The sequence below is a fragment of the Flavobacterium succinicans LMG 10402 genome, from assembly GCF_000611675.1.
Taxonomy (GTDB): Bacteria; Bacteroidota; Bacteroidia; order Flavobacteriales; family Flavobacteriaceae; genus Flavobacterium; species Flavobacterium succinicans.
In genome coordinates this window covers 20,510-45,895 of record NZ_JATV01000007.1, presented here as the reverse complement: position 1 = coordinate 45,895, position 25,386 = coordinate 20,510, and the positions used below count along the sequence as shown (strand labels likewise).

Here is a 25,386-nt window from a genome sequence, read left to right as displayed (position 1 = left end):
AACATTTAATACTAAACATATAAGCCAACTAAGTTTTTTAAAAAAGCCAATTCATCCAATTAGTTAAAAGTAAAAATAAGATACTAGTAGTTTCAATTACTTATTTGAACTATAAATTTCACTTAGTAATTCAAACTAAAACTAATTTGACTTATATGTTTTAAATATTTTTTTTGATAAAAGGGGTTCAGATATAACCAAAAAAAATCATAAAAAGCTTTAGCTATGCCCAACAAAATAGCCCTTACAGAATTAGAAATCGACCGAATTATAGAAATGGCTTGGGAAGACCGAACCACTTTCGAAGCCATTCAATTGCAATTTGGATTAAAAGAACAAGAAGTCATCGACTTGATGCGTGCCGAAATGAAGCCTTCGAGTTTCAGACTTTGGCGCGCAAGAGTACAAGGTCGAAAAACCAAACACGAGAAACTTCGAAATTTTACCGAAGGAAGATTCAAATGTGCTTTACAGCGACAAATCACCCATAACAAAATATCTAAACGATAAACCAAACTCAACACATTATGAAATCGCCATTAACAATAGGTTTGTTGCAAACAAACACCGATAAATAAAGGCGATACCATATATGACCACTAACAAATAACTTTTACATATATGAAAAACATCGTAATTATTGGCGGTAGCAAAGGAATTGGTAGCGCGATACTAATGCAACAATTGCAATCGAATCAAGTAATCAACATCAGTAGAACAGCGCCAGATGTATCTCATCCCAATTTAACGCACTATGCCGTTGATGTTTTACAAGACCCACTTCCGGACATTGAAGACGTTGATACTTTAATTTATTGTCCGGGTTCGATTAACTTAAAACCAATCGGAAACCTCAGTATATCCGATTTTAAAAACGATTTTGAAATCAATGTTATTGGGGCTGTAAAAGCCATACAAAAATATTTGCCAGCCTTACGAAAAGGGAAACAACCCTCTATTCTTTTGTTTAGCACTGTTGCTGCAAAATTAGGAATGCCTTTTCACGCAAGTATTGCTACAGCAAAAGCAGGTGTAGAGGGATTGGTAAAATCATTAGGAGCGGAACTAGCTTCAGTTGTACGCGTAAACGCAATTGCGCCCACAATTACCGAAACTTCATTAGCAGCGGGTATTTTAAGAAATGATAGAATGAAAGAAAACATGATTGAACGCCATCCGATGAAAGGGTATCTAAAACCAGATGAAGTAGCACAGATGGCAAATTTTCTAATTTCAGAAGAAGCCAAATCCATTTCGGGACAAGTTTTTGCCATGGATTATGGTATGGTTAGTTTTAAAATATAAAATCATTTGATTGAAATTAAAGTAATACAAAAAAATCAGTCCAATAGAATTCTAGATTACCAACAGTAATTGACCAGAAAAAATATAAGAATTAGTAATCAAAAAAACATGATTCAGACAGTTTTATCGATAATTTTAGCAATTCTATCGGTTATTTCTAAGATTACACAATTTTTTTAACTATATTGTTATCAATCAATTAACAAACCAAATGAATATTCTTTTAACAGGAGCCACAGGATATATTGGAAAGCGACTACTGCCTTTGCTAGTGGCCCAAGGGCATCATGTGATTTGTTGTGTAAGAGACAAAGACCGTTTTACGCTTCCCGAGGAATATGTAAATCAAGTACGTGTAATAGAAGTCGATTTTTTGAATCAAGAAAGTTTAAGTAGCATTCCCAATGAAATTGATGCCGCTTATTATTTGATTCATTCGATGTCAGGTTCGGCCAAGAATTATGATGAGCTGGAGTATGCATCCGCTTTGAATTTTGTAGACCGAATGAACCTCACCCGAGTAAAACAAGTCATTTATTTGAGTGGTATCGTTAATGATGTTATTTTATCCAAGCATTTGGCCTCAAGAAAAGCAGTTGAAGATGTTCTTAAAACAGGTCTTTTTGCTATCACAACTTTAAGAGCTGGCATCATTGTAGGTTCTGGAAGTGCTTCTTTTGAAATCATCCGTGACTTGGTCAACAAACTTCCTGTTATGATTACTCCAAAATGGCTCAATACCAAATGCCAACCGATAGCTATTTCGGATGTGTTGGATTTTTTGATGGGAAGTTTACATCAACCTGAAACTTACGATCAAAACTTTGACATAGGTGGTCCTGATATTTTAACTTACAAAGAAATGCTCTTGGGGTTTGCACAAGCCGCAGGATTGAAACGCTACATCTACACAATTCCCGTAATGACACCCAAATTGTCATCATATTGGTTGTATTTTGTTACTTCAACAACTTACAAACTCGCTGCTGCTTTGGTAAGTAGTATGAAAGTAGAAGTAGTTTGCAAAGACAACCGAATTAACGCATTACTAGGAGTTGTGCCTATGACCTACAACGAAGCGGTTGCAAGAGCGCTTGTCAAAATAGACAAAGACGACATTGTGTCAAGTTGGAAAGACGCTATGATTAGCGGTCAATTCACTGGGAGTGTTGCCGATTACCTCAAAGTACCTAAAAAGAATTGCTTCATCGATCGTCGCAAAAAAGAAATCCTCAACCGCTCCTATACCACGGAACGCATTTGGTCTATTGGTGGCGAAACGGGTTGGTATTATGGCGACTGGCTTTGGGAAATACGGGGTTTTCTTGACAAACTAGTTGGAGGTGTGGGGCTTCGCAGAGGACGTACCAACAAACACGATATCCACTCAGGTGACGTTTTGGATTTTTGGCGGGTATTGTATGCCAACAAAAAAGAAGGCAAGCTCGTTTTGTATGCCGAAATGAAACTCCCAGGAGAAGCTTGGCTAGAATTCAAAATAATACAGAATACACTATACCAAGCCGCCACTTTCAAACCGCATGGTTTTTGGGGCAAATTGTATTGGTACTCCGTTCTCCCCTTTCATGGCTTTATCTTTGAAGGCATGATTAATAAATTGATTAAAAAATAGATTTAATTCTTGAAAGAAATTTCAAATTCCAAAATTTAAATTCCAAATTCCAAGGCTTTTGCGACAACTTGGAATTTGGAATTTGTTGCTTCAGAGATATTAGCTCCGATAAAATAGTTTCCACAAAAAAAACTTTAGTTTTATTTCACAAGGTGGAAAAAATCAAAAAAATGATTTTGTTATTTGTAAAAATTGAAACTTGAGTTAAAACTTTAGGTTGAGGACTTAGTGAAATTATCCATTTTATTTGTAGTTTCGTTTAAAGAAAAATAATCCGCTAAAAAACACCAAACTCAAACAAGCAATTAGAATTAATTAGATTGAACAAAAACATAAAATATCTTCTTTCTCTCATTCTAGTTTTTGGACTAGTTGTTAATGATTGTACTTTACATTCTCAAACAAATTCAGCAGCTTATTATCAATTCTCGAACGTAATTCTCAAAACAGAATTAAACACGAAAGATTCCGGATTATACTTCTTCAAGCAAGTAAATTCATCTAAGATTACCTCCTTTCCAATTCTATTTTTATGTCTAGACATCAAAGATTTTATTAATCTTCAAGTCAAGGTTCTTTTAAAAATTCAAACACTACTTTATCAAGAAGTAAGTGCTATGATGTCCCAAAACATCTTTATAAATGAATTGATTACTTCAAAAAACGCATACAAAAGTTTATACATAGCATAAATTAATTTTTAAGCATTTATGCCAATCAGCGCATAAGAATATAAAAAATGTATAATCTTTTATCATTTACTAAATGTATAAACATAATAACAAAACACGTTTAGAGAAATCTAAACGACCTCTTCTTTGGATAAAAAGAAAAATTATTCTAATTATTACAGCATTTATGGTCGGAATGTCAAACGGACTAAACGAGGGAGACACAATGCTTAATGGAAATCAAAATCATACCGAACAACAACATAAAAAAGATTAATTTTTAATTTGACAAATCCCCATCCCGAAGTTTCGAGATAAATCCCAAGATTTTAATTCCAAATTCCAAGGCTACTGCGACCACTTGGAATTTGGAATTTGATTTTTTAAAAGTTTACTTCCCTACAACTTTTTCAGTTTCAATCTCAAACTATTGCTTACCACACTAACGCTGCTGAGTGCCATGGCTGCGCCCGCTAGCATTGGGTTGAGCAAAAAGCCATTGAACGGAAATAAAAAACCTGCCGCGATAGGAACTCCAATCACATTGTAAATAAAGGCCCAAAATAAATTTTGGTGAATCGTAGCTACGGTAGCTTTAGACAAGCGTATCGCTTGCGGAATCTTATGCAAATCGGAGGTCATTAGCGTCATATTGGCGACTTCCATCGCAATAGCGCTTCCTTTTCCCATAGCAATACTAACATCGGCTTGAGCCAATGCGGTGCTATCGTTAATCCCATCACCTACCATCGCTACTGTTTTGCCTTGGGCTTGTAATTCCTTGATGAAATCGGCTTTTTGTTTGGGCAAAACTCCGCCTTTGTAGTGAGTAATTCCCGTTTGGGCGGCCATCGCTTGGGCGGCTTTTTCAGTATCGCCGGTTAGCATATAGACCGCAATGCCCATTTGTTCCAACTCACGAATCGCAGCCACCGAAGTGGGTTTTACCGCATCCGAAATGGCCAAGAGAGCTAAAACACTAGTTGCATTAGCATAGCCAATTACGGTTTTGGCTTCGGCTTCCCAAGCAGTACTTTTTTGAAGGAAGTCATCGTTTATTTTGATTTGGTTGGCTTTTAAAAAAGAGGGATTGCCTATAAAATACTCCTCACCTCCTACTTTAGCACGAACACCTTGACCCGTAACACTCTCGAAATTAGTAATCGAAACCGTTGGAACTCCTTGCAAATGTTGCACCACAGCTTCCGCCAAAGGATGTTCCGATTGCGATTCTATACTCAACAAAATGGAACGTAAATTGGAATCGTTACTACTCCACAATTCCTCGGTTACTTTAGGTTTTCCTTCCGTGATGGTACCTGTTTTATCTAGAACGATGGTGTCTATCTTTTGTGCCAATTCTAAACTTAGTGCATCTTTGATAAGTATCCCATTTTCAGCACCCTTGCCTACTCCAACCATAATGGCAGTAGGAGTTGCCAATCCCAAGGCACACGGACAAGCAATCACCAAAACAGTAACTAAAGCCAAAATTCCTTGTGTAAAACCATTTTCTCCTCCAAAGCTCCACCACAAAACAAAAGCTACAACCGCAATCGCCATAACCACAGGCACAAAAATACTAGCAATAAAATCGACCTTTTTTTGGACAGGCGCTTTACTTCCTTGTGCGTCTTGGACTGTTTTGACGATGTGTGCCAAAAGGGTTTCGGAGCCAATTTGAACTGCTTGGAATACCAAACTCCCTTTTTGATTGAGTGTTCCCGCCCAAACTTTTTCATTTGCCATTTTGAGTACGGGAATGGGTTCACCACTTAACATACTTTCATCTACATAGGAATCGCCACTTATCACAACCCCATCGACCGCAATTCGCTCACCGGGTTTTACCAGCAATTTATCCCCTACTTTGACTTGGGCAATAGGAATTACTTTTTGTTGCTCGTTGTCTAGCCACAAAGTGACCTCATTAGGTTGCAACGCCATCAACTTTTTTATGGCAGTGGAAGTATTGGATTTGGCGTTTTCTTCCAACCATTTGCCTAATAAAATAAAAGCAATCACTACAGCTGCTGCTTCAAAATAGACGTGTCCGTGTAGGCCTTTTTGATGCCAATACTCCGGAAATAATGTATTGAATACACTAAATATATACGCGACTCCCGTACTCAGCGCCACGAGTGTGTCCATATTGGCCGAACGATGTTTAGCTTGCTTCCAAGCATTTACAAAAAAACTACTTCCAAATCCGAAAACAACAGGAGTTGCTAACACCCACATAATTTCGTTAGCATAAGGCATTTCCATAAAAAACATTCCAATAATTACAATAGGCAAAGCCAATAGCAAAGCCCAAATGGTTTTGTTTTTTAAAGTGGTCATTTTTTCTTCTTGTATCGAAGACAAGGTTTTGTTTTCATTGGCTCCTTCTTCAATAAACAAATCATAGCCTGCATCTTGCACTGCTTTTTGGACTTCGGTTAGGGTAATGATTTTTGGAAAAAACTCAAGGGAAAGCATCGCCGAAGCATAGTTGACTTCGGCTGAAACAATCCCATTTAAGACTTGAACCTTTGAAGCGATTTTATTGGCGCAAGACGCACATCCCATTTGTAAAACAGGAATTTGTCTCTTTATAGTTGTTCTCATAGTATACTGTTTTAATTTTCTTCTTGTATCGAAGACAAGGTTTTGTTTTCATTGGCTCCTTCTTCAATAAACAAATCATAGCCTGCATCTTGCACTGCTTTTTGGACTTCGGTTAGGGTAATGATTTTTGGAAAAAACTCAAGGGAAAGCATCGCCGAAGCATAGTTGACTTCGGCTGAAACAATCCCATTTAAGACTTGAACCTTTGAAGCGATTTTATTGGCGCAAGACGCACATCCCATTTGTAAAACAGGAATTTGTCTCTTTATAGTTGTTCTCATAGTATACTGTTTTAAATTACAGTACAAAATTACTTGGAATCAAATTGAGAAGTATTACACAATTATCCAAAAGAATTACAACAATTTCAGAAGGTGAACTATAAAAATTATGCTTTCACTTGGTCTAAGGGAATGCGGCGGTCAGCGCGAAGATTTTTGAAATAACTCGGAGTTAATCCCGTTACGCTTTTGAATTGATTGCTCAAATGTGCCACGCTGGAATACTGCAACTGAAAGGCAATTTCACTCAATGTTAATTCGTTGTACACCAACAATTCTTTGACTTTTTCGATTTTTTGAGCGATGAAATATTTCTCAATCGTAGTGCCTTCGAGTTCAGTAAATAAAGTAGTAATGTATTTATAGTCACAATCCAATTGGGTGCTCAAATAGTCGGAAAGGGTGTTTTTGAGTGTCGAATTTTGATTTTGAACCAAATCAATAATCAAGTTTTTTACTTTTTCAACGCCTTGCTTTTTTTGGTCTTCGATGATTTCAAAACCAACATTTTGAAGTGTTTTAGCTATAATTTCTTGGTCACTTACAGCAAGATCCTTTTCAAAAACTACTTCACCAAGAGATACGGAAAGTGGCGTAAACCCGCTCTTTTCCAACTCAGATTGTACCACCATAATACAACGAGGGCACACCATATTTTTGATATAGATTTTCATTTGTTTTTTTACCATTAGTTTTGATTCTCTTTAATAATTCAAATTAATTCCAAATCCAAGCCCCATATCACTATCATAATGTGTGGTAATACCAAAATTCCTTCCGGTAATATAGCGTAATCCTGCCATATACTCTTTATCCGTATTCCACATCACATTCATTCGTAAGCGTTTCGAAATTGGGATATCCTTTCGTTCTAATTGTAGTCGAACATTTCCATCCGAATACACTTCAGTTTGTAGTTTTACCAACATAGGTAATACATATTCTATTCCCAAACTTACTACAGAACGGTTATCTTTTGTATTAGATTGTCCGAACAGATTTTTTTCCTGTTGTCCTAAATTCATTTTTCTGTATCTCCAATCAAATCCAACAAAGGGCATTATCCATTGCATTTTACCCAAGTACCGCCCAATATGAGTTTCTGTTTCGTACCCATGATGATCGTTATAGCCCAATCTCCATTCGGTTCCAATACTCCACCGAGTATTACTAAACATGACTTCTCCATCGTTTCCATTGGTGGCAAAGTCATTTTCAGACATAAAATGAAACATTCGATCTTCGGCAAACAATTGCTTTTGCGCCAATTTAGGATTGGGAATCAAAGGATTTGCAGCCTGATTTTCATAAGTAAAAACCCTACCCATTCCTGCCATCATGTGGTACAAGATATGACAATGAAAAAACCAATCTCCTTCCACATTAGCATTAAATTCCAACGTATCTGTTTCCATTGGCATGATATCAACCACATTTTTCAAAGGAGCATAATCACCTTGATTGTTAAGTAACCTAAAATCATGACCATGCAAATGCATTGGATGTCTCATCATGGATCCATTATAAATGGTAATCCGAACGTTTTCTCCCTTTTTAATCAATATTTTATCGGTTTCAGAAACTACTTTATTATTTAAGCTCCATACGTACCGATTCATATTTCCAGTAAGTTCAAAACGCAATTCTTTTACTGGAGCATCCTTGGGCAAACTAGTTTTCCAAGGTGATTTTAACATAGCATAATTGAGCGTTACAATATCGGAAAGGGCATTACTATCATAGTCACTTTCAGACATATTCATAGTCTTTTTACTCGTAGCTTTTTTTGCTTCACCCGTAATTTCAGGATACATTACTACATTCATATCCATTTGATTCAAACTCATGCTCATTCCCATATCATCTAAATCCCCATTCATTTTCATCATACCATTCATCATTTTCATTCCCTCAAAATACTTTAATTTAGGTAATGGTTTGGCTAATTGCTTTGGGCCATTTCCTAAATACAATGAAGTTGATTTCGTTCTGTCTTCAGCGGTTGCCAAAAATTCGTAGGACTCTCCATCATTTGGTATAGTAACTACTACATCGTAGGTTTCAGAAACAGCTATAAGCAAGCGATCCACCTCGATAGGTTCAACATCATTTCCGTCGTTAGCCACAACTGTTATTTTTCCGCCAGCATAAGTTAGCCAAAAATAAGTAGAAGCGCCTCCATTTGAAATGCGTAAGCGTACTTTATCACCGGCCTTGAATTGCGATAATTGCGTTTCCTTTTTACCATTAATTAAAAAAGCATCATAGAAAACATCGCTTACATCCATAGCGTTCATGCGCTTCCATTCATTATTCAATTTAGTACCAAAGTGTCCTTGGTTAATTGCTTCAGCATAACTTTGAGTAGTCCCTTTTTTTATAGCAAACCAATCGGTCGCATTATGCAACATTCTATGCACATTATTAGGATTGATATCGGTCCACTCACTTAAAATAATGGGTACAGTAGGCAGATTATCTATTCCATCTCTAAACCGCTCATCCGTCGAACGCTTTTTCAAAACCATTGATCCATACATTCCTATTTGCTCTTGTAAACCTGAATGGCTGTGATACCAATGGGTTCCGTTTTGTATAATGGGAAAAGTATATTTGTGTGTGGTATTAGGAGCAATTGGCATTTGAGTCAAATTGGGAACGCCATCTTCTTGGTTGGGCAAAAACAAACCGTGCCAATGCAAAGAGGTGGATTCCTTTAGCTCATTATGCACATAAATTTCTGCAATATCCCCTTCGGTAAAAGTTAAAGTCGGCATTGGAATTTGACCGTTTACTGCAATAGCTCTCTTGGGGTTACCGGTAAAATTGACTACAGTATCACGAACATACAAATCATATCGAACCACATTTTGAGCAAAACTTACAACTGAAAACAGCATTAACAGTAAAGAGACTTTCAGTAGCCTCATCCTTTTTTTTATATCTATCATAGTACATCTAATTAATAAGGCGAAATGAAAACATTTCGCCTTAAAATTATTTTATAGTTTCCACTACTTTACCACAAGTTAGCATCATTGATCCATAATATGGATTTTTGACAGTACTCTCTTTACTAAGCCAATTGGCTCCTTTTCCACCATTTGCCATTGGACAATGTTGGAAGTAAACAGGCGCAGCTTGTTTGGATACTTTCATTAATTGATATACATTTTTAGACAAGGTAATAAAATGATCTCTTTGGTGTTTTGGATCTTTTGTCTCTGAAATATGTTCAGCATCTTCAGTCAAATCTTTCACAACCTTCATCCAAACCATATGAACTTTCATGTCTAATTTTTCCATTTTAACGCTTTTAATAGCCAAAAGCATTTGCTTTGCTTTTCCCGCCACATCATTACCGTTACTACTAACTAAAGCGTCTTTAACTGTAAAATAAGTATCAAAAACTGGGGTGAGCTGATCCACTTTTTGCGTCTCACCCATTGATTTGATATCTACTGACTCGTTATTAGTATTTTGAAATTGGTTAATTCCTTTTGCAGGAATTACTTGTTTTGCCTGTGAAGTTACGGTTGATAATAATACAGCGATTACTACCAACATTTTTGATGTTTGTTTCATTTTTTTTCTATTTAGATATAATACAATTTTTTCTCATAAGTCTCCATTCTCAAGAAAACAGACCTATGGCTAGGAACAAAAAAATTATATTATTTTTGGGGGTAACCAAATAGAAACATGACCTGTAGAAACGAAAGGATCTACATAATAAAAAGTAGTTTTTTGAATGAAATTTTCAAAGATGCTTGATTCAAATGTAAACTCAATATTTAGAAATAAATTAAATGAAGTGCAAGAAGTTAAGCATTTGGTGCTTCCACATTTTCCTGAACATGGATTAGACTTCTTATTTGAATGATTTTCGCAACACGTTTGCTTTTGTGTTTTTGAAGACTCGCATTTTGAAGTACTGATTTTATCACTCGATTTCTTTGTAGCACAAGCATAGCCTTTCATTGGAACACAAAAGAGTCCAAAAAAAACAAGCAATAGCACAAAAAACCATTTTTTCATGATGCAAAACTAATCATTTATTTGTTTTTATTCTAAATTGTAAAATTAATTATCATTTAAAATAAGTATTCACTTCAAAATTCCCGCTTTATACCTTGCAATGGCACGATCTCTTGCCATAGCGTGTTCGACCATAGGTGAGCCGTAGCCTAAGTCAAATTCAGGTATCCATTTTCGAATGTAGTGGCCTTTAGAATCAAATTTTTGTAATTGAATATCAGGATTAAACACTCTAAAATAAGGAGCAGCATCGCAACCTGTACCGGCAGCCCATTGCCAATTACCTACATTGGCAGACAAATCATAGTCTAAGAGCTTTTGAGCGAAATAGGCTTCGCCCCATTGCCAAGGCAATAACAAATGCTTACACAAAAAGCTTGCTACCACCATACGCACTCGATTGTGCATATAGCCTGTCGCATTGAGTTCACGCATACCAGCATCGACCATTGGATAACCTGTAGTTCCTGAACACCAACGTTGAAAATCGTCTTGGTCATTGCGCCATTCTATGCCGTCGTAGGCCGATTTAAAATTGTGTTGCACTACTTTGGGGAAATGATACAGGATTTGCATAAAAAATTCTCTCCAGATGAGTTCGCTCAAGAAAACATCATTTTTTCGTGCGGCCCAATTCACTAATTTTCGAACACTAACGGTACCAAATCGCAAATGTGGAGATAAATATGAGGTAGTATCTAATGCGGGAAAATCACGCGTTTCGTGATAGGTAACAATTTTAGTCAAATTATGGGGTTTGACTTTGATGGCACTGGTTTCAAAACCAATAGCAGACAAAGCAGGAAATGCAAAAGTACTTACCAACCAATTCTTAGAAAAAACAGTAGTATCATATTCCACAACGGGAGCTAGTGTACGATATTTTTCTAACCATTTGTTTTTATAAGGCGTGTAAACGGTGTAAGGCAAACCATCAGCTTTGGTGATTTCGGCTTCTTCAAAAATGACTTGGTCTTTGAATGCCTGCACTTTTACCCCATTTTGAGCTAACAATTCGGTAATCGCTTGGTCTCTTTTTATAGCATAGGGTTCGTAATCTTTATTGTAAAAGACTTCTTTGATATCAAATTCAGACATCAATTGTTGCCAAACTTCGTGTGTTTCTCCTTTTTTTACTAAAAGAGAACTGCCCAATTCGACTAATTTTTCGTTGATTTTCGAAAGTGATTCGTAGATAAAAGTGACTCTAGCATCGTCTTGAGGCAAATGCTCCAAAATGGCATCATCAAAAATGAAAAGAGGCACTACAGGATAGGAACTTTGTAACGCCTGATACAAGCCTACATTATCTTCTAACCGTAAATCGCGACGGAACCAAAAAAAAGTAATAGACTGCGCAGTCATTATTTGGTATTAAAAAGTTCATCTACGGCTTTTTCTCGATAAGAGAATATTTCTTTTAACTTGCTTTTGACCACAAGAGTGTTCATAATGCGACCCAAAAAACCTAAAGGAAGGGCGTAATGAACAACATCCGTCATTTTTACTCCGTTTTCAGTGGCTTCAAAAAAATGTTTGTGGTGCCACAAAGTGTAGGGACCAAAACGTTGCTCGTCTATAAAATAGCTTTTGTCTTTTACGGCTGTAATGATGGTCATCCAACTGAGTTTTATACCTGCCAATGGCGACACTTTGTATTGTATCACTTGACCAGGATAGGCAGTTCTTCCGTCGAAATCTACGATTTGAAACCCCATATCCAGAGGCGTAATTTTTTGCAGATTTTGTGGACTAGAAAAAAAAGCCCAACATTCGTCCAATGTAGCGTTTACGTGTTGAACAGTTTCTAATTTATATACTTTCATAATGTATGCAATAAATGATGTTGTTTTCCCTGCGTGAGGGGTAGTAATGGAGCTCTTGTTGTAGTGGCGATAAAAGCCACTACAACAAAGCGGGAATGGATGACCCGACCCCCGATTGGAGAATGGTGTCGGTAGTATATTCGTGTTTCGGGGGGCACGCCCAAAAACTACATTTTATAATATTTGAAGGGTACGAATAGCATTCCGAAACATTCGCCGTGTTCTTTCCCTAAATGTTTGTGGTGTACTTTGTGGGCTTTTCTGAGTCCGATTAGATATTTATTGTTGGTGTTTTTGAACCACTTGAAGCGTTGATGAATCAAAACATCGTGGATTAGAAAGTAACACAATCCATAAAAAAAGATACCCAATCCGATAAAAAACAAATAATTAAGACCACCTTCTACACCAAAATAAAAAAGGAGAATACTAGGAATGGCAAAAATGACAAAGAAAATATCGTTGCGCTCAAAGATATGAGCATATTTTGGCTGATGGTGATCGGCGTGAAAATACCACATAAAACCGTGCATCACGAACTTATGTGTACACCAAGTGACGCACTCCATAAAAAGAAAAACTCCTAGAAATATGAAAAAATTAAGCATTGTAAATATTTTTTAAAAAAAAATTAAATTAAACCATTCGTAATTTATACGTCACAAATGACTGTGCTAGCAATCCGGCTTTTGAATAATTGGATACTCGAATTCTTTCGGTTCCGATTTTGTGGCAAGGCGTATTTTCGAGTTTTCGAAGTAATTTTAGATAATAGATATAAGCGGTAAACACTCCAAATTTGGCCTCGAGCGGTAATTTTTTTATACCTTCACGAGCGACTCTAAAATCCTCTCTGATCTCGTCAATGATCGCTTTTTTGGAGTCTTCATCAAAAGAACGCAAATCGACTCCAGGGAAATAGTTACGGTTTAAGACTAAGTTATCGTCTTTTAAATCGCGTAGGAAATTTACTTTTTGAAAGGCTGAACCTAGACGCATGGCTTCGTCTTTGAGTAGATTATATTTTTCATCGTCGCCTTTCACAAAAACTTTAAGACACATTAAACCTACCACATCTGCTGAACCATAAATGTATTCGGCATATTCAGCTTGGGTGTGATACGCTGACTTTACTAAGTCAAGTTTCATACTTTTTAAGAAGGCTTGCACTAAATCGTCAGAAATATTATTTTCTTTTACCGTCACTTGAAACGCATTCAGAATCGGATTCAGACTTATACCAGTTTCTAAAGCTTTGTAGTATTCGATTTCAAATTCGTTAATAAGAGTTTCTTTGTCAAAGCCATGAAATGAATCAACGATTTCATCGGCAAAGCGCACAAAACCATAAATATTATAAATATCGCGTCGGATGCTTGGCGCAAGCATATACACGGCTGTCGAAAAGGAAGTGCTGTAATTTTTAGTTACTAATTTACTGCACTTGAAGGATACCTCGTCAAATAATTGTTTCATAATTAGGCTAGTGAAAATTGGTTATTGATTAGTTCTGATACTAGTTTTCCTGATATTAAAGCGGGTGGCACTCCTGGCCCCGGAACGGTTAATTGTCCTGTAAAAAATAAGTTCTTCACTTTTTTACTTTTCAATTTTGGTCTTAAAAAAGCGGTTTGCAACAAGGTATTTGCCATTCCATAGGCGTTTCCTTTATATGAATTATACTCTGAAACAAAATCATTTTTACAAAATGATTGTTTAAATATAATATTTTTTCGGACATCTTGTTTCGTAAGTTGCTCAAAACGAGTCATTATCACATCAAAATATTGTTCTCGTAAGGCTTCGGTGTCTTCGATTCCTGGAGCTAAGGGCACCAAAAAGAAAGCAGATTCCATACCTTCAGGAGCTGCAGTTGGATCGGTTAGCGAAGGAAAATTGGCGTAAAACAAGGGTTCTTTGGGCCATTGTGGTGCATCATAAATATCTTTGGCATGTTGGTAAAAATCAACATCGAAGAATAAAGCATGATGCGAAATATTTTCTATTTTTTTATCGAAACCAACATAAAATAACAAGGAAGACGGTGCAAAAACACGGCTATCCCAATACGCTTCAGAATAAGCTCTATGTTCAGAATCTAACAAAGTTTCCGTATGATGATAATCGGCGCCACTTAACACCAAGTCGGAAGTTATGGTTTGACCGTTGATTACTATGGCTTTGGCTGTTTTGTTTTCGACAACAATCTTTTCGATGGCTGCATTGGTTACAAACTTCACGCCTAACTCTCTGGCTAAACTTTCCATGGCACGCACCACATCAAACATTCCTGTTTTGGGATGCCAAGTTCCTAAACCAAAATCGGCAAAGTTCATGAAACTATAAAAAGAAGGCGTGTCCGAAGGTTTAGCACCTAAAAAAAGAACCGGGAATTCAAGTATCTGAATCAATCTCGGGTTGGAAAACTTTTTGCGCACATCTCTACTGATATTGCTAAAAAATTGCCCTACCTTTAGAGCGGTTTTGGTAGTTACTAATTCTAAAGGAGAAACACCCGGTCTATATACCAAATCCTTGATGGCGATATCATAATTACTTTGTGCTTCGGCCATGAATTCCCGCAAGACTTTTCCACTTCCTTTTTCGATGGATTCAAAAGTGTTTACTATTTCATCTAAATTATCGGCTATGGCTATAAAATCTTCTACACCAAAGTACACTCTGTAAGCAGGTGACAACTTGATCAACTCATAATAATCCGAAGGCTTTTTGCCAAAATCAGCAAAAAAACGTTCGAAAATATCTGGCATCCAATACCAACTTGGGCCCATATCAAAAGTAAATCCTTGCGCTTTTAATTGTCTAGCTCTCCCGCCTATTGTTTCATTTTTCTCAAAAACAGTAACATCATGACCACTCTGGGCCAAGTAACAAGAGGCGGATAAAGCAGAAAATCCAGATCCAATAATTGTAATCTTTTTCATTTAGTATTTGGAGCGTTAGTTTTTATATTTTTAAATAGCATCAATTAATTCTGAGATAGATTCGAACACTCGACTATCATTGGTTAATTGTTCCTGAGTAATGGATTCCACTAGTCTACCTATGAACCATAGCTGTGTGCCGTCACCTAATAATTCTTGTTGCATAGAGGCCACATAACTATCTACAGATTCCCGATCCGGCTGCACAGTCATGTAGGTGATATAAGTGATCGAGTCGAAACTGTTCTTTAACATGGGTAAATTATCTATAGGCATACTTTCACCCAAATAAACCGTTTTATATCCGTTCAATAATATTTCGTAATGTAGATACATCAAGCCTAGTTCGTGAATTTCATTCATGGGTAGTGACAATACAAACACCCTATCGTGATTCGTTACGGGTTGTTTTTGTAGTTGTTCAATGTTTACCAATAGTTTTTGTTTGATTAAATAACTCACAAAATGTTCATGTGCTGGAGTAATAGTATCCGTTTGCCACAACAATCCCAATTCATTCATTAAAGGAACAAAGACTTGCATAAAAACTTCCTTGAAGGTCTTTTTTTCAATTAACCAGTCATAAGTTTTAAAGAACAAATCTTGATCAAAATTCATCATGGCTAGTTTAAAGTCACTAATCGCATGATTATTTGCATTTTTAGACGTTACAATTTCTCGAACTAAAGAATGTATTTTCTCTTCAGAATAAGTAGCTATTTTAGATATTTTGTATCCGTAATCGTGAAGCAAAGTAATATTCAATAACTTTTGCAAACTATGTAAATCATACAAACGAATGTTAGTATCCGTTCGCATGGGCTGCAAAACATTGTAGCGCTTTTCCCAAATACGAATGGTATGCGCTTTGATACCGGAAAGATTTTCAAGATCCTTTATACTGAATACATTTTTAACATTGTTCATCGTTTTGAGTTTTTCATTAAACAAATGTAAAATATTATTTTTGATAAACAATGCAAAAAAAGACTAAACCTTATATTTTTTTATAATCGCTAAGGGCGTCCAAATGTATTAAAGTGTATTGGTGTTTATCACTACTTTCAAAAATTGGAGTAAACTTAGCACCAAAGACCAATTCCGAAAAAACATAAGACGTTCTAGTAGCAACAGTCGTGCTGTACATATCATCAAAAGTTTTGACAAAAACTAAAATTTCGCCTTGTACATTTTGAAAATCCTGTTCAGTAAATTGATACAAAGGACTTTTCTCAGTAATAGGATGCACTATGGTCCAACTTAACATTAGCGTATTTACTTTACTAATTTCTAAGTCTAAAGTGTAAAATTTATTGGTCAAAACTCCGTTCTCCTCTATGCTTAATCCCAAAGTTACGTTGACTTCGGTGTCAAGATAATTCGTGTTTTTGTAAGGTGCTAGTCGAAACATCAAAGCCGTTCCATTTTGATAAGGTGCAATAATGACGTTATCTGAAAATTTCAAATAAATTTTAGGTTTACTAAATCGACCGAAAAATAATCCTGTTGCAATGGCAAAACTTAACAATCCAATTAAAGCTTCGGCAGCAGATAGCGAACTGGTTAAAAACCCAACAGGACTAATATGACCATAACCAACCGTAGTAAATGTTTGAGCACTAAAAAAATAAGCTTGACCAAACTGTTCCCATCGGCTTTGAGTAGTTGCTATCCCATTTAAGTGTTCTATTCCAATGGCAAAATACAAACATGCAAAAACAAAATTAATCCCCATGTAAAACAACAACAATAAACCCAAAAACTTCCAAGAAGGCAAATCCAATAGCGTATGGTACCAACTTTTACTTTCAAAAAAAGAAAGTCCTAATCGTTTTACTCTTGCATTACCATCTTTGTTCAAAAAACGTTTCCCGTTACTGGTTGCATTCGAACCAAATCCCGAATTAATAATTGGTATTGATTTAGAATTCAATCGTTGAAAAAGTGCCATAAAATTTAATGATTATTTACTAAAAACTCTGCTTTAGTTCTATTATATGCATTAAAAGTAACGAATTAACACAAGAATTTAAATTCAAATTTAAAGTAACCGAAAAAAAGTTATTTTTATGTACCAAAAAATCCACCCATGAAAACATTACTTTTTCTTTTTGTGCTAGCGACTTCCCAACTGTATTCTCAAAACCTCAAAATGACTATTCCAGCGGCTAATTTTCAACCAAAATTAGCTTTCTCAAATTACAATGGCATCCATTTTACTCATCCTAATTTTAATTTCAAAACACAGACAAAACCCTATTTATTGAATATTTATAATCCCGCGAGTGGCTTGAACGATAGTTTTTACTTAAAAAATCAAGAGGCCAAATACAGCAAATCATTATACATCCCACAAAATGCTGTTTTTGCTAGAGCCACAAAAATAGACTCCTTCAACCCTTATGGAACCAATAATATTGGAGCTGCTGTAGCTCTTGGAGTTATAGATTTATTATTTAATAAATAAAACAGTATACTAACCAAAAAATGACCAAATGAAAGAAATCACCAAAGCTGACATCAGTCAAGAAGTTTTTGATTTATATGATGATTATGCTCATAACAAAATAGAAAGAAGGCAATTTATTGAAAAATTATCGCTTTTTGCCGTAGGCAGTTTGACGCTTCCAACGCTTTTAAATTTTATGACACCAAATTATAAGGACACTCAAACTATTGCTGCAGATGATCCGAGATTACAATCAGAAATGATTAGTTATCCTTCACCAAAAGGAGGCGGAACAATCAAAGGATTACTTTCGAAACCAACGGACAAAAAGAAAAAACTTCCTGGTATAATTGTCGTTCATGAAAACAGAGGTTTAAATCCCTACATTGAAGATGTTGGAAGAAGAGGAGCCCTAGAAGGCTTTATTACATTAGCTCCCGATGCCTTGAGCCCGCTTGGTGGCTATCCCGGAAATGATGATGCTGGTCGTGAATTACAAAAAAAACGTACCCGTGAAGAAATGCTCGAAGACTTTATTGCTGCCTACGACTTTTTAAAAAATCATAAAGATTGTAACGGTCATGTAGGCGTGGTAGGATTTTGTTTTGGAGGATGGATTGCTAATATGATGGCCGTTCGGATTCCAAAACTAAGCGCTGCTGTTCCGTTTTATGGAGGACAACCAAGTGCAGATGATGCCGCTAAAATAAAAGCACCACTTTTGATACAATATGCTGCTTTAGACACTCGAGTAAACGAAGGTTGGCCTGCCTATGAAACCATTTTAAAACAAAACAAAGTCAATTATACTGCCTATATTTATCCTGATGTAAATCATGGCTTTCACAACAATACTACACCAAGATACGATGAAAAAGCAGCAACATTGGCTTGGACTAGGACCATAGCTTTTTTTAGAGAACAGTTAAAATAAATAGAATAGTAACACACATCACTCCTTTCCAAATGTAATTAGACTACCTTGTCCAAAAAAATGGCAATTATCCAAAAAGTACAGTTGGTAGAAGAATTATTCGAAGCCCTTGAAAATGAAATTGCTAGTTTTAAAAACCACACCAAATTAGACTGCATTGCTGGGTGCGGAAATTGTTGTAATAATGCAAAAGTAGACGCCTCTCCTTTAGAATTTTTTCCATGGGCTTTTCATTTATTCGTAAATGGACAGGCCGAAAACACTATAAAAGCGTTACAAAACACAACAGATGCTCGTTGTTTTATGTTTAAAGCACTTTCTTTTACAGATACCAGAGCAGGAAAATGTACCGATTATAAGTATAGAGGTTTAATTTGTAGATTATTTGGTTTTGCTGCCAACCGTGACAAATACGGACAAATGCGAATGGCTACCTGCGCAAGAATTAAAGAGGAACAAAAACAACAATTTACAGAAGCTGAAATAGCGATTTCAAACGGGCTTTATCTCCCTGTTTTTAGCGATTATTACACCAAACTATCCTCTATCGATGCTAGGCTTGGAAAAGATTTGTATCCAATTAATCAAGCGCTTCAAATAGCACTCGAAGAAATTTTACATTACTACGCCTACAGACCTTTCCCCGATGGATTAAAAGATAGTGCATAATCTAGCTATTCCGTCTTTAGCAAAACAACTAAAATTTAGCTAATATTTTTACTTTATCTTCCAGAAAAGCATTTCAAAACGTCTGATTTCTTATCATTTGACACTAATTTGAAGGGATTAGAATAGTCACGATCAAGAGTAAAAAAATTCGTGAATTCGTGACTAAATTGCTAATAAATCAATCGTTACTTTATAATTTAAAAAAAACAAAATTTCTAATTAATTTTTAAATTATATTTGAGATAAAGTTGCATAGACTGTTTTTTATTATAAATTTTTCTGTTTTCAACCGTTTATTGATGAATTATCCCAACAAAAATTTAAAATTTCCACTCGAAAATTACAATAGATTATGTTATTTAAAAAACATAATCACCAATCCCAACATCATCGTTGGTGATTACACGTATTATGACGATTTTGAAGATGTGTCTAATTTTGAGAAAAATGTAAAATATCATTTTGATTTTATAGGCGATCAATTGATTATTGGCAAATTTTGCATGATCGCTTCCAATGTAACTTTTATAATGAACGGGGCCAATCATCTCACAGAAAGCATTAGCTCCTACCCTTTTGCCATTTTTGGAAAAGAATGGCAGCATGCAATGGATGGCAAATCATATCCCAATAAAGGAAATACGGTAATTGGGAACGATGTTTGGATAGGATATAATGTCACAATTATGCCAGGAATAAGCATTGGAGATGGGGCAATAATAGCAGCAAATACAACGGTAACCAAAAACATTCCTCCGTATGCGGTGGCGGGTGGCAATCCGTCAAGAATAATCAAAAAAAGATTCTCGAATGAAGAAATTGAAACACTCTTAGCCCTTAAATGGTGGGATTGGAATATAGAAAAAATTACTAGCCATGTCGCTGATCTAACTGGAGATGTTATTACTAATTTGAAAGCTATCGCAAATGAAGAATAATCTCTTTCTTGTATTGTTTATTTGTTTCACTACCTATTTATATTCACAAGAAAAGGCAATAAATATTGATCCAGAAGACATCATTATAGAAGAAGTTACCAATGGAAAAATTGAAAACAACGTATTCATCTGCAATCTGTTTGATTGGAAAATTGCTATCCCTCAAGGATTTATAGTCACCGAATCCTCAAGAATAGATGAACTCGAAAAAAAAGGATATGCTTTTATCAATAATAACAATCCTGAAGCAACAAAAATCAATCCTCATCCGTCACATTTAATTGGTTTTGAAAGAAATAAATACAATTATTTTAAATCGAGTTACGAAACTTTAAAGAGAACTAAAAAAATTAATTTGGATGAACATAAAAATTTTTCGGTACAAGTATTAACCAACACTTATTCAAAAATCAAAGAGTTAAAATCCGAAATAAACACCTCCAATTTACAATTAGGATCCCATCAATTCTACAAAATCATGATCAGGCTATATAACATCAAGAATGATCAATTAGTAATAACACAAGAAATTTACAATACTTTCATTAATGGTCATTTGTTTAGCGCTTCCATAAACTATACCAATGAAATTACGGGAATGCTATTGTATTATAGTTTAAAAAAATCATTTGAATCCAAATAATAATTAAACATGTCAGTATCCACTATTATAAACGCAACCGAGTTACTAACTATTTACAAAACCGAAAACATCCTTTTAGTTGATGCCAGCAATGGACCAAACACCAAACTCAATTACGAAAACAAACATTTGGAAGGTGCCCTTTTTGTTGATGCAAATACACAATTGGCCACTATCGAAACTGATGTTGCTGTTGGTGGCAGACATCCATTGCCTAGCTTAGAAGATTTTTCAAAAACTTTGGGAGATCTAGGCATTACTCCTCAAACGTGGGTAGTGATTTATGATGATAAAAATGGGGCAAACGCCGCCGCTCGTTTTTGGTGGATGCTACGCGCTGTAGGCCATGAAAAAGCACAAGTACTTAATGGTGGCATTCAAGCGGCAGAAAAAATAGGTTTCCCGGTAAATTCAGAACCCGTTCATGTGGTAAAAAAGGAAAAATATCCTTGTACAACTTGGCAATGGCCTTTGGCTTCGATGGAAGAAGTTGAGAATGTTGCAGAACTCCCTTCACATACTGTAATAGATGTAAGAGAAGCTTTTCGCTATAACGGAGAGAGCGAACCCATTGACCTCATAGCTGGACACATTCCGGGTGCCATCAACTTTCCTTTTACACAAAATCTGGATGAAAATGGATTGTTTTTACCAAAAGAAGTGTTACAGGAAAAATACACTGCAATCCTTTCGGATACAAAATCAGAAAACACCATTATTCATTGTGGATCAGGCATAACGGCTTGCCATACTTTATTAGCCATACTTCAGGCTGGTTTTGCTATGCCTAAATTATATGTGGGTTCCTGGAGTGAATGGAGCAGAAATCATAAACCAATCGCACCTCATCAAAAGTAGAAATAACAAAAAGGGCTGTCTCAAAAACGAAACAGCCCTTTTTTATGATCATCAAACAATACTTATTGTTGTTGTTTTTTCATTTCTTTTTCGATCATATCATAGAATTGATCAATTTTTGGCATCACAACAATTCTTGTTCTTCTGTTTTTTGCTTTGTTTTCTGGTGAATCATTTTCAAACAAAGGCACGTAAGAACTTCTTCCTGCTGCGATCAATTGCGCTGGTTTTACCCCTAAATCATTAGTTAAAACTCTAATAATTGAAGTAGAACGTTTTACACTCAAATCCCAGTTATCCAATAATACTCCATTACTTCTGTAAGGAACATTATCTGTATGACCTTCAACCATACATTCAAAATCAGGTTTATCGTTCACTACTTTCGCTACTTTGGCTAACACAGCTTTTGCTTTATCCGTTACATCATAGCTACCACTTTTGAACAATAATTTATCTGCAATCGAAATAAACACTACTCCTTTTTCTACGTTAATTTCGATATCTGGATCTGAAATCCCAACAGAACTTTTCAAACTTGTCACCAAAGCCAATGTTACACTGTCTTTTTTGGTTAAAGCATCTTGCATTCTACTAATTTTCAAATCTTTTTCTTTGATTGACTCTAAAGCCTTCTCGATATTCTCTGCTCCTTTTGTAGTTAGAACCGTCATATCTTTTGAAGTATTGATCAACAATTGATTTTTCTCTCTCAATCCTTCTACTGTAGCAGCAAGTCCAGCTCTTTCTTCTAAACAAGAATTTAATTTTACAGTAGCTGTATTCAACAAATCTTGAGTTTCCTTATTTTTTGACTCCAATTCACTGTATTTTTTCTTAGAAACACAAGAAGTTAACAACGTCAAAACTGATAAAGCTAATACTACTTTTCTCATAATTATAATTTTAAAATGTTTTACAAATTTAAATGAAATTCTAAATCCCTAGGTATAAAATATTGTTAAACTAGCTTTTCAAAAATGGTGCCATTCTTAATAAAATAAGAAAAAACAACGCTCTTTACCTTGTAATACGCTTCCTTTTGAACCGCACCCCTTTTACCAAAACACTTACTAAAGTACTGATAAAAAGCGACATGTGCTTTCAAAACAGAAAAAAAATGTTTTGGCTTTCCTTTTGCTAAAAATTGTAATCCCGCTATTCCATCGAGTAACATGCGAACAAAGAGTCGGCTGTACAATACTTTTTTGGGTAAATTTTTAGTGAGCATAAAAAGTGAATTTCGAAAATTCAACTCCGTTTTTTTAGGATTCCCTTGCTGTAAGGTAGCGCCTCCTACATGATACACTACCGATTTCGGATTATATTTAATGGTATAACCTTTATTAATAGCCCTCCAGCACAAGTCAATTTCTTCTTGATGTGCAAAAAAACTCGCATCAAAACCCGCTAATGTAGTATAAACTTCAGATCGAATAAAAAAACAAGCCCCTGAAGCCCAAAAGATTTCGGCAACATCATCATATTGCCCCAAATCTTTTTCGATGGTATCAAAAATACGTCCACGACAAAAAGGGAAACCATACTTATCGATATAACCACCAGCCGCTCCTGCATATTCGAAGTATGCTTTGTTTTTAAAATCTAAAATTTTGGGTTGTAAAATAGCCGTTTTAGGTTCATTTTCAAAGGTAGAAATCATCGGTTCCAACCAATTGGGCGTCACCTCAACATCTGAATTGACCAATACAAAAATATCAGCTGTTACCTTTTTCAACGCTTCGTTGTATCCACCAGCAAAACCATAATTGGCTTTATTTTGAATAATCTGAACCGATGGAAAATTTGCTTGAACAAAAGATACCGAAGCATCTGTCGAAGCATTATCGGCTACGTAAATAGTTGCCTGAGGTGAATGTGCAATGATGGTGGGCAAAAATTGCTCCAATAAAGAAATTCCATTCCAATTTAAGATAACTACAGCTACGGTCATTTACTATTATTAATGTGATAAAAAACTTGGGTTTTGATACTCGGGAAGCGCTCTCAAAAAATCATATTTTTCATTCTCAAAGTCCATGGTACAATAAAAATGATGCAATCCATTAGTCACCATCAAATATTGAGATTTTAAAGTCATGTTGTACTGCGCAATTTGATCAAAGGTATTCTGACTAATGGTAATATGAGGTGCTTTACATTCTACAAGGGCAAAAATAGTTCCGTTGGGATTAAAAATTACAATATCATACCGCTTTCGCAATCCGTTAACGTGCAACACTTTTTCAACATTAATCAAAGATTTTGGGTATTTTTTTTCTTGAATTAAAAAGTGAACAACATGTTGTCGGACCCATTCTTCTGGGGTAAGTATTATGAATTTTTTACGTATTTCATCAAAAATAGCCACTTTATTTTCGCTATTTTTGAATCGAAATGTGTACGATGGAAAATTGAGTTCTTGCATGTAGCAAAAGTAACGCTTTTGGCATAGAGAAAAAAGAGAATAAAAGATAGACGAAAAGATAAAAAACTGCAGTAGTAATATGACAATAACAAAAGAAGTTTTAGGCATTAACCCATTAAAACCGGTAAAATAAACTAGTAAATTACTATGGACGAAGTAATAAAAATTGTCAACGATATAAAAGCCGGAAACCTAAAACCGATCTATTTTTTAATGGGCGAAGAGCCTTATTATATCGACAAACTATCCGATTTTATTGAAGACAACGTGCTAAGTGAAGACGAAAAAGGTTTCAATCAAACCGTACTTTATGGTCGAGATGTCTCAGTAGAGGATGTTGTCAGCACCGCTAAACGCTATCCAATGATGGCCGAGCGACAAGTGGTTATTGTTAAAGAAGCCCAAGAACTTTCAAGAACCATTGATAAATTTGAAAGTTATGCCAATAACCCGATGCCTACCACAGTTTTGGTACTTTGTTACAAATACAAAACACTAGATAAACGTAAAAAAGTGACCAAAGTTTTGGCTAAAAATGGTTTGGTATACGAAAGCAAGAAATTGTACGAAAACCAAGTTGGCGATTGGATCAAAAGAGTCTTGGCAGGCAAAAAATATGCTATCGAACCCAAAGCCTCAGCTATGTTGGTCGAGTTTTTAGGTACCGACTTGAGTCGAATTAATAACGAATTAGAAAAACTAAAAATAATACTACCCGCAGGCAGCACGATTACGGCTCATCATATTGAAGAAAACATTGGTTTTAGCAAAGATTTTAATGTTTTTGAATTGCGAAAAGCCATAGGCGAACGCAATCAATTAAAAGCCTACACTATCGCAGAAAACTTTGCCCAAAATCCCAAAGACAATCCAATTGTAATGACTACAGGATTGGTCTTTAGTTTTTTTATCCAATTGCTAAAGTATCACGGACTGAAAGATAAAAACCCAAAAAATGTCGCCGCCGTTTTAGGTGTAAACCCCTTTTTTTTAAAAGACTACGATTTGGCTCTTAAAAACTATCCTATGAAAAAAGTCAGTCAAATCGTGGGCTCTTTGCGTGAAATCGACGTCAAAAGTAAAGGTGTGGGAGCCAATGCACTTTCGAATGGTGATTTGCTAAAAGAAATGTTGTTTCATATCTTTAATTAAACACTT

25 protein-coding genes are annotated in these 25,386 nt (G+C 35.5%); 10 read left to right on the top strand and 15 right to left on the bottom strand.

Features of this window, described 5'->3' with window-relative positions; all coding sequences use genetic code 11:
• Positions 1-225 precede the first annotated feature (225 nt).
• The 3 genes from AO58_RS0108305 to AO58_RS0108295 all read left to right on the top strand — a co-directional run bounded on the left by AO58_RS0108305 (position 226) and on the right by AO58_RS0108295 (position 2,938).
• Positions 226-510 carry a TIGR03643 family protein gene (locus AO58_RS0108305; protein ID WP_035717523.1) on the top strand — a complete coding sequence of 95 codons (285 nt, stop codon included), beginning with the start codon at positions 226-228 and terminating at the stop codon, positions 508-510.
• Between the two features lie 111 nt (positions 511-621).
• Positions 622-1,305, top strand: coding sequence for an SDR family NAD(P)-dependent oxidoreductase (locus tag AO58_RS0108300; RefSeq protein WP_024981267.1), 684 nt, complete (start codon positions 622-624; stop codon positions 1,303-1,305).
• Between the two features lie 211 nt (positions 1,306-1,516).
• On the top strand, positions 1,517-2,938 hold the full coding sequence (locus AO58_RS0108295) for an SDR family oxidoreductase (RefSeq protein WP_024981266.1): 1,422 nt from the start codon (positions 1,517-1,519) through the stop codon (positions 2,936-2,938).
• Between the two features lie 1,070 nt (positions 2,939-4,008).
• Here the strand turns inward: AO58_RS0108295 and AO58_RS0108275 are convergent.
• The 12 genes from AO58_RS0108275 to AO58_RS0108215 form a co-directional block, all read right to left on the bottom strand.
• Complete coding sequence (locus AO58_RS0108275; protein WP_024981263.1) at positions 4,009-6,219, bottom strand: heavy metal translocating P-type ATPase; 2,211 nt, start codon at positions 6,217-6,219, stop codon at positions 4,009-4,011.
• A gap of 11 nt (positions 6,220-6,230) precedes the next feature.
• Positions 6,231-6,500: a cation transporter gene (locus tag AO58_RS0108270; protein WP_024981262.1), complete on the bottom strand. Its 270-nt coding sequence runs from the start codon at positions 6,498-6,500 to the stop codon at positions 6,231-6,233.
• A gap of 107 nt (positions 6,501-6,607) precedes the next feature.
• The gene (locus AO58_RS0108265) at positions 6,608-7,174 is read right to left on the bottom strand and encodes a helix-turn-helix domain-containing protein (RefSeq protein ID WP_024981261.1); all 567 of its coding nucleotides are present in this window, start codon (positions 7,172-7,174) and stop codon (positions 6,608-6,610) included.
• A 30-nt stretch (positions 7,175-7,204) separates the two neighbouring features.
• On the bottom strand, positions 7,205-9,430 hold the full coding sequence (locus AO58_RS0108260; protein WP_370696019.1) for a multicopper oxidase family protein: 2,226 nt from the start codon (positions 9,428-9,430) through the stop codon (positions 7,205-7,207).
• A 67-nt stretch (positions 9,431-9,497) separates the two neighbouring features.
• Positions 9,498-10,085: a DUF3347 domain-containing protein gene (locus AO58_RS17065; RefSeq protein WP_024981259.1), complete on the bottom strand. Its 588-nt coding sequence runs from the start codon at positions 10,083-10,085 to the stop codon at positions 9,498-9,500.
• Positions 10,086-10,607: 522 nt separating this feature from the next.
• Entirely contained in the window at positions 10,608-11,903 is a 1,296-nt protein-coding gene (locus AO58_RS0108245) for a cryptochrome/photolyase family protein (RefSeq protein WP_024981257.1), read from the bottom strand.
• Complete coding sequence (locus tag AO58_RS0108240; protein ID WP_024981256.1) at positions 11,903-12,364, bottom strand: SRPBCC family protein; 462 nt, start codon at positions 12,362-12,364, stop codon at positions 11,903-11,905. Before AO58_RS0108240 ends, AO58_RS0108245 begins: the two co-directional genes overlap by 1 nt.
• Positions 12,365-12,531: 167 nt before the next feature.
• Positions 12,532-12,972, bottom strand: a complete 441-nt coding sequence (locus AO58_RS0108235; RefSeq protein ID WP_024981255.1) for a sterol desaturase family protein — start codon at positions 12,970-12,972, stop codon at positions 12,532-12,534.
• A gap of 28 nt (positions 12,973-13,000) precedes the next feature.
• Positions 13,001-13,840 carry a phytoene/squalene synthase family protein gene (locus AO58_RS0108230; RefSeq protein WP_024981254.1) on the bottom strand — a complete coding sequence of 280 codons (840 nt, stop codon included), beginning with the start codon at positions 13,838-13,840 and terminating at the stop codon, positions 13,001-13,003.
• Between the two features lie 2 nt (positions 13,841-13,842).
• Positions 13,843-15,309 carry a bifunctional phytoene desaturase/3,4-desaturase gene (crtID, locus tag AO58_RS0108225; protein WP_024981253.1) on the bottom strand — a complete coding sequence of 489 codons (1,467 nt, stop codon included), beginning with the start codon at positions 15,307-15,309 and terminating at the stop codon, positions 13,843-13,845.
• Between the two features lie 30 nt (positions 15,310-15,339).
• A complete protein-coding gene (locus AO58_RS0108220) occupies positions 15,340-16,236 on the bottom strand; it encodes a MerR family transcriptional regulator (RefSeq protein WP_024981252.1) in 897 nt (298 codons plus the stop codon).
• A gap of 70 nt (positions 16,237-16,306) precedes the next feature.
• On the bottom strand, positions 16,307-17,260 hold the full coding sequence (locus tag AO58_RS0108215) for an ion channel (RefSeq protein WP_024981251.1): 954 nt from the start codon (positions 17,258-17,260) through the stop codon (positions 16,307-16,309).
• Positions 17,261-17,398: 138 nt separating this feature from the next.
• On the opposite strand from AO58_RS0108215, the gene AO58_RS0108210 reads away from it, so the two are divergent.
• From AO58_RS0108210 to AO58_RS0108185, 6 genes are all read left to right on the top strand, one after another.
• Complete coding sequence (locus tag AO58_RS0108210) at positions 17,399-17,776, top strand: hypothetical protein (RefSeq protein WP_024981250.1); 378 nt, start codon at positions 17,399-17,401, stop codon at positions 17,774-17,776.
• 28 nt (positions 17,777-17,804) lie between these two features.
• A complete protein-coding gene (locus AO58_RS0108205) occupies positions 17,805-18,692 on the top strand; it encodes a dienelactone hydrolase family protein (RefSeq protein WP_024981249.1) in 888 nt (295 codons plus the stop codon).
• A 60-nt stretch (positions 18,693-18,752) separates the two neighbouring features.
• Complete coding sequence (locus AO58_RS0108200; protein ID WP_024981248.1) at positions 18,753-19,361, top strand: YkgJ family cysteine cluster protein; 609 nt, start codon at positions 18,753-18,755, stop codon at positions 19,359-19,361.
• Positions 19,362-19,660: 299 nt separating this feature from the next.
• Positions 19,661-20,299, top strand: coding sequence for a CatB-related O-acetyltransferase (locus tag AO58_RS0108195; protein WP_024981247.1), 639 nt, complete (start codon positions 19,661-19,663; stop codon positions 20,297-20,299).
• Complete coding sequence (locus tag AO58_RS0108190) at positions 20,289-20,942, top strand: hypothetical protein (RefSeq protein ID WP_024981246.1); 654 nt, start codon at positions 20,289-20,291, stop codon at positions 20,940-20,942. Before AO58_RS0108195 ends, AO58_RS0108190 begins: the two co-directional genes overlap by 11 nt.
• A 9-nt stretch (positions 20,943-20,951) precedes the next feature.
• Positions 20,952-21,800 carry a sulfurtransferase gene (locus tag AO58_RS0108185; protein WP_024981245.1) on the top strand — a complete coding sequence of 283 codons (849 nt, stop codon included), beginning with the start codon at positions 20,952-20,954 and terminating at the stop codon, positions 21,798-21,800.
• A 62-nt stretch (positions 21,801-21,862) separates the two neighbouring features.
• On the opposite strand, the gene AO58_RS0108180 is transcribed toward AO58_RS0108185, so the two are convergent.
• The 3 genes from AO58_RS0108180 to AO58_RS0108170 all read right to left on the bottom strand — a co-directional run bounded on the left by AO58_RS0108180 (position 21,863) and on the right by AO58_RS0108170 (position 24,228).
• Entirely contained in the window at positions 21,863-22,696 is an 834-nt protein-coding gene (locus AO58_RS0108180) for an OmpA/MotB family protein (RefSeq protein WP_024981244.1), read from the bottom strand.
• Between the two features lie 65 nt (positions 22,697-22,761).
• Complete coding sequence (locus AO58_RS0108175) at positions 22,762-23,754, bottom strand: glycosyltransferase family 2 protein (protein ID WP_024981243.1); 993 nt, start codon at positions 23,752-23,754, stop codon at positions 22,762-22,764.
• Positions 23,755-23,763: 9 nt separating this feature from the next.
• Complete coding sequence (locus AO58_RS0108170) at positions 23,764-24,228, bottom strand: type I restriction enzyme HsdR N-terminal domain-containing protein (RefSeq protein ID WP_024981242.1); 465 nt, start codon at positions 24,226-24,228, stop codon at positions 23,764-23,766.
• Between the two features lie 147 nt (positions 24,229-24,375).
• Here AO58_RS0108170 and holA point away from each other — a divergent pair, with 147 nt between their 5' ends.
• Positions 24,376-25,380 carry a DNA polymerase III subunit delta gene (holA, locus tag AO58_RS0108165; RefSeq protein ID WP_024981241.1) on the top strand — a complete coding sequence of 335 codons (1,005 nt, stop codon included), beginning with the start codon at positions 24,376-24,378 and terminating at the stop codon, positions 25,378-25,380.
• The last annotated feature ends 6 nt before the right edge of the window (positions 25,381-25,386 follow it).